Origin of the sequence: Marinobacter sp. (assembly GCF_048259445.1) — a bacterium.
In the GTDB taxonomy this organism is placed as follows: Bacteria; Pseudomonadota; Gammaproteobacteria; order Pseudomonadales; family Oleiphilaceae; genus Marinobacter.
This window is the reverse complement of the sequence record NZ_JBLXHQ010000054.1, coordinates 1-5,835: the sequence shown is the minus strand read 5'-3', so window position 1 is coordinate 5,835 and position 5,835 is coordinate 1. Positions and strand designations below refer to the sequence as shown.

Sequence of the window (5,835 nt, the reverse complement as noted above, 5' to 3'; positions counted from 1 at the left end):
CAGGCCTGCGCCGATGGTAGTGTGGCATTTGCCCATGTGAGAGTAGGTCATCGTCAGACTCTTAATACCAAAACCCCGACAGCTTCGCTGCCGGGGCTTTTTTTTGCCTGAAAATTGCCTCGTCGCGGAGGTGAGCGCTGCTCCTGATACATCCCGGTGATATACTCCCGTTATAAAACCAAATGCGATATGGAGCACGTCAATGTCTGCCAACGATCACCTGGTCATATTCGATACGACACTCCGGGATGGTGAGCAAAGCCCGGGAGCCACCATGAATAAGGCCGAGAAGCTCCGGATTGCCAAAGCGCTTGAGAAACTTCGGGTGGACGTGATTGAAGCAGGTTTTGCGATTGCAAGTCAGGGCGACTTTGAAGCGATCAAATCCATAGCGGAGTCCATTAAAGGTTCAACAATTTGTAGCCTTGCACGTGCACTGGATAAAGATATTGATCGTGCAGCCGAGGCAATTCGTCCGGCGGAGCGTGGCCGTATCCATACATTTATTGCTACTTCCCCCATTCACATGAAACACAAGCTGCAAATGCAGCCTGATGAAGTGATTGAGCAAGCGGTACGTTCAGTAAAACGTGCCCGAAGCCATGTGGATGATGTTGAGTTCTCCTGTGAAGACGCCGGCCGTTCAGAACTCGATTTTCTTTGTCGTATCATCGAAGCCGCAATTGACGCGGGTGCCAACACAATCAACATTCCTGACACTGTTGGCTACGCCATACCCGAGCAGTTCGCAGAGACCATTCATCAGTTGCTTAACCGTATTCCGAACGCTGATAAAGCCATTTTCTCGGTGCACTGCCATAACGATCTCGGGCTTGCGGTCGCCAATTCGCTTGCTGCTGTGACCCGGGGAGCCCGGCAAGTAGAGTGCACGATTAACGGCCTGGGTGAGCGCGCAGGCAACGCCTCCCTCGAAGAGATCGTGATGGCCGTTCGTACGCGTCAGGATTTGTTCAACATTGATACCCGCATAGATGCTCGTCATATTGTTCCGGCTTCTCGTCTTGTTTCCACCATTACCGGTTTTCCGGTGCAACCCAACAAAGCCATAGTGGGCGCGAACGCGTTTGCCCACGAATCGGGTATTCATCAGGATGGCGTGCTTAAACATCGGGAGACATACGAGATCATGCGGGCCGAAGATGTGGGCTGGCACACCAACAGCCTGGTTCTGGGCAAACACTCCGGTCGCAATGCGTTCCGCACGCGATTGCTTGAGCTGGGGATCCAGTTTGAAACCGAGACCGAGCTTAACGAGGCATTCACTCGTTTCAAGGCATTGGCTGACCTGAAGCATGAGATCTTTGATGAAGACCTGCAAGCCATTGCAAGCGACACCCGGCAGAAGGATGAAGACGGCCGTTATGGGTTGGTTTGTCTTCAGGTCTGCTCTGAAACCGGTGTCGTGCCCCGGGCAACCATGACGCTCACAATGGATGGAAAAGAACACAAGGTAGACGCGGAAGGTAGCGGCCCGGTAGATGCAACATTCAAGGCCATCGAGTCACTTGTCGATTCTGGCTGTAACCTGCAACTTTACTCGGTGAATAACATCACCAGTGGCACTGATGCCCAGGGTGAAGTGACTGTTCGCCTGGAACGGGGCGGTCGAATCGTAAACGGCGTTGGTGCCGATACGGATATTATTATTGCTTCGGCTAAAGCTTATATAGAAGCTCTTAACCTTATCAGCAGAGGCGGTATCCGGCAGCACCCTCAGGTGGCGGATGTTTGAGGTATTCCCACGTGCGTCAGCTTCAGCGGATCAGAAGGTCGATTGAATGATCCAGACTGAGACCCGGAGGCAGTTCTATCTCGGTATTGCAGGCATCCGTTTGTGGTATGCCCGCGAACCCCTACCGGGTGCCGCGCCCAGCCCGGAGCTACAGTTTGGGAACCTGGATGAACCGGAGCAACCGCTGGTTTCGAGCAGTGTTCCGGCTGCCCGGGAGCCGGCAAATTCAGGCGGGCAGAAACCTGACTCTGTAATGTCCAGATCCAACAAGCGTGGAGTGCAGCGAATTGCCAGTCTCCAGGCGTTGATGGAGGATAAAACAGTGCCGTCGGGCAAGGAGTTGCCAGCCCCGAAGCTACCGTCAGAGGCAGCCCCGCCGTCAAGTGATTTGCAAAACAATGCAGAATCAGAGCCGCAGCCAAAGGGACGGGAAGCAAAATCCCTCAACCTGAATCTGGCCGTTTTCTCCGGCGAGCGTTACATTTTGATAGCCAGTGTCTCCAAAGAAGCGAGTCTTCGTCTGCAGGAGACCCTCGCGACAAATATATTGAAGAGTCTCGGGGAGGAGCAGTCGAAGCCGGCAGAATGGGTTCAATGGCCGGTCTTCAATAATCGCCTTGTGGCCGGCGGGTCTGCGGCCCACCTGATGTCGGTTATGAATCATGTTCTTCGTGATTCAGGCAGTAAAAAAGTGATTGTTCTGGGTAGTATCGACGGTACCGGCGTGGAGACAGAGGCTGATGGTTGGCTGGCAGAGGTACTTGATCGCTCTCCCGATATTCGGTGTGAGCATTCTCTCGCAGAGTTAGCCGGCAATCCCGGGGCCAAGCGCTCCTTGTGGCAAAATCTGAGGCCATTGGTCAGAGCCTGATGCGTAAAAAAGACGGTTCAGATCATTCCGCCCCGTGCCCGGATCTGGGCATAAGGCCATTGGAACCCGAGGACTTGCCCGAGATGCTTGATATCGAGCTTCAGGGATATTCTCACCCCTGGTCTGAAGGAATATTCCTGGACTGCTTTAAACCGAGCTACCGTTTATGGGGCATTTGCCAGTTCGGTTCTTTGGTAGGGTATGCGGTGGTGTCCTATGTGCTTGATGAAGTGCATCTCCTCAACCTTTGTATTCACCCCGGGTGCCGCGGCCGGGGAGCCGGGCGGCTCCTGTTACGTCATCTCCTGGCAGAAGCAACCCGCGAGTGCATGAATCAGGTGATTCTGGAAGTAAGGTTGAGCAACAACGTTGCGATCAAGCTATATCGCAATGAAGGTTTCGAGGAAATAGGCCGTCGCCCTCGATATTATCCTGCGGCCTCAGGATGGGAAGATGCAAGGGTAATGGCGCTGTTGTTGCAGCCCTGAGCGTTGTTGCTTCTGTTCGCGTAATCACCTCTTAGCCCCTATAATGGCCACCTCTTTTGAATATCTCACGCAGGTTGTTTTTCGACTATGGCTCACCTTTCCCAGGAAGTGGCGAAACGCCGCACCTTTGCGATTATCTCCCACCCCGACGCTGGTAAAACAACGATTACCGAAAAAGTTCTTTTATTCGGGCACGCCATACAGAGGGCTGGCACGGTCAAGGGTAAAAAGTCTGGTCAGCACGCGAAATCCGACTGGATGGAAATGGAAAAGGAACGGGGCATCTCGGTCACCACATCTGTCATGCAGTTCCCTTACGGTGGCAAGCTGGTGAATCTTCTGGATACCCCGGGCCACGAGGACTTCTCAGAGGATACTTACCGCACCCTGACCGCAGTAGACTCTTGTCTGATGGTTATCGACAGCGCCAAAGGTGTCGAGGAGCGCACCATCAAGCTTATGGAAGTGACCAGGCTCAGAGACACACCTATTCTGACCTTCATGAACAAGCTCGATCGTGATACCCGTGATCCCGTAGAGCTGATGGATGAAGTGGAAGATGTTCTGAAAATTGCCTGTGCGCCCATCACCTGGCCTATTGGCATGGGTAAAAGCTTCAAGGGTGTTTACCATTTGCTTCGGGACGAGGTGATCCTGTATCAGAGCGGGCAGGGCCACGCTATTCAGGACGTCCGGGTAATCAGTGGGCTGAATAACCCGGAACTCGACACGGCAATCGGTGATTACGCAAGGGATTTGCGTGATGAAGTTGAGCTGGTAAAGGGCGCTTCTCATGAATTCGACCTTGACGCCTTTCTGGCGGGTGAACTCACCCCTGTGTTTTTTGGTACGGCGCTAGGTAATTTTGGTGTCGACCATATGTTGGATGGCCTGGTTGACTGGGCCCCGGCACCTCAGCCCCGGGAAACAGATCAGCGGCTGGTGCAGCCTGATGATGAGGCCTTTACCGGTTTCGTTTTTAAAATTCAGGCCAATATGGATCCTCAGCACCGGGACAGAGTTGCGTTTATGCGCATCGTATCCGGAAAATACAGCCCTGGCATGAAGGCCCGCCATGTGCGGATCAGCAAGGACGTGCGCTTTTCCGACGCATTGACGTTTATGGCAGGGGATCGTGAGCACGCTGAGGAAGCTTATGGCGGCGATATTATCGGCTTGCATAACCATGGCACGATTCAGCTAGGGGATACGTTTACCTCCGGAGAAGACATGAAGTTCACCGGTATCCCTAATTTTGCCCCGGAATTGTTCCGCCGCATTCGCCTGAAAGATCCGCTGAAAGCGAAACAGCTCCAGAAGGGTCTGATTCAGCTGTCCGAAGAAGGCGCCGTGCAGGTCTTCCGGCCGCTGCGCAATAACGACCTGATTGTGGGTGCGGTCGGTGTGCTGCAGTTCGATGTAGTTGTTAGTCGCCTCAAGACTGAATACAAGGTTGAGGCGGTTTATGAGCCGATCAACGTTGCCACAGCGCGCTGGGTGACCTGTTCGGACGATCGTAAGCTGGAGGAGTTTCAGCGCAAGAACAACGATAATCTTGCACTCGATGGTGGTGACCGGCTCGCGTATATTGCACCAACGAGGGTAAACCTGAGTCTCGCTCAGGAGCGGTACCCGGATATAGAATTCCACAAAACCCGGGAGCACTGATCAGGTAGACCTGGAGGAAGCTTTGAAACTGGTTGATGCACATTGCCACTTCGACTTTCCCCGATTTGACGGTCACAGGGCCAGTGAGCTCGAGGCTGCTTTGCGCAGTGGCGTTGTCGGGCTTGTTATTCCCGGTGTGCGCCGCGCGGATTGGGGGCGTGTTCAGAGCGCGGCACTCGCTCACAATGGCTTGTATTACTGTCTCGGTATACATCCGTGGTATGTCAGTGAGCACTCCACCAGGGATCTGGAAGCCCTCGAGGCGAACCTGAGCGCGCGCCCTGAGCGCTGCATAGCGATCGGAGAGTGTGGGCTGGATCGTTTGCATGGTGACCTGGCTGAGCAATACCCCTGGTTTGAAGCGCAGATTGAACTGGCATTGAAGTTGGGTTTTCCTCTGGTTATCCATTCGGTTAAGACGCACGATGAGGTACATGCCACTCTGAGGCGTCGAAACTGGAGCGGTAAGGCTTTGTTGCATGGTTTTTCCGGAAGCTATCAGCAAGCATCCAAGCTGGTTGACCAAGGGTGTTTTGTAGGCGTGGGAGGCGTAATTACGCATCCTCGTGCACACAAAACCCGGGAGACCATTGCGCGCCTGCCTCTGGAATCGCTGGTGCTGGAAACCGATGCGCCCGATATGGCGCCGGAAGGCATTGCCGCAGGCTATAATTCGCCTGCATACCTGCCCAGAATTTTTGAATGCCTTGCCGATATCCGGTGTGAACAACCGGAGTATCTGGCTTCTGTTTTATTTTCTAACACGGCAGAGCTCTACGGTCGTTCGTTGTGGCAGTAAATGAACAATAAAACAGTACGCTTCAGGGTTGGATTCCAGCAATCGTTCGAGTATACTTCGCGCCCTGGCTTTTCAAGGCGATGTCACTATCTCAGCCCCGAATAGTGTCACTGCCAACTAAATTACAGGTACAGAACCTCCTCCGGGTGTATTACACTTTCCGGTGGCGGTTTTTAACGTTTCTTTTTATAGCGTTCAAGGCGGAATCAATGAAGACTCTGAGTGCGAAACCAGAAACCGTAAAACGTGACTGGTA

5 protein-coding genes are annotated in these 5,835 nt (G+C 53.5%); all 5 read left to right on the top strand.

Annotation, left to right across the window (positions count from 1 at the left end):
- Positions 1 to 202: 202 nt before the first annotated feature.
- A complete protein-coding gene (locus ACN0RL_RS19550) occupies positions 203 to 1,753 on the top strand; it encodes a 2-isopropylmalate synthase (protein ID WP_417519857.1) in 1,551 nt (516 codons plus the stop codon).
- 46 nt (positions 1,754 to 1,799) lie between these two features.
- Positions 1,800 to 2,624, top strand: a complete 825-nt coding sequence (locus ACN0RL_RS19545; protein WP_417519855.1) for a 2-isopropylmalate synthase — start codon at positions 1,800 to 1,802, stop codon at positions 2,622 to 2,624.
- Positions 2,591 to 3,112 carry a ribosomal protein S18-alanine N-acetyltransferase gene (gene rimI / locus ACN0RL_RS19540; protein WP_417519853.1) on the top strand — a complete coding sequence of 174 codons (522 nt, stop codon included), beginning with the start codon at positions 2,591 to 2,593 and terminating at the stop codon, positions 3,110 to 3,112. The genes ACN0RL_RS19545 and rimI overlap by 34 nt, the downstream gene beginning before the upstream one ends.
- A gap of 87 nt (positions 3,113 to 3,199) precedes the next feature.
- Positions 3,200 to 4,780 (top strand): peptide chain release factor 3, encoded by a 1,581-nt coding sequence (gene prfC / locus ACN0RL_RS19535; protein ID WP_417519851.1) that lies wholly within the window; start codon positions 3,200 to 3,202, stop codon positions 4,778 to 4,780.
- 22 nt (positions 4,781 to 4,802) lie between these two features.
- Entirely contained in the window at positions 4,803 to 5,579 is a 777-nt protein-coding gene (locus ACN0RL_RS19530) for a TatD family hydrolase (RefSeq protein WP_417519849.1), read from the top strand.
- Positions 5,580 to 5,835: the final 256 nt, after the last annotated feature.

Coding starts and splice junctions, on each gene's coding strand:
- prfC (WP_417519851.1), top strand. CDS start 3,200: ATGGCTCACCTTTCCCAGGAAGTGGCGAAACGCCGCACCTTTGCGATT.
- ACN0RL_RS19545 (WP_417519855.1), top strand. CDS start 1,800: ATGATCCAGACTGAGACCCGGAGGCAGTTCTATCTCGGTATTGCAGGC.
- ACN0RL_RS19550 (WP_417519857.1), top strand. CDS start 203: ATGTCTGCCAACGATCACCTGGTCATATTCGATACGACACTCCGGGAT.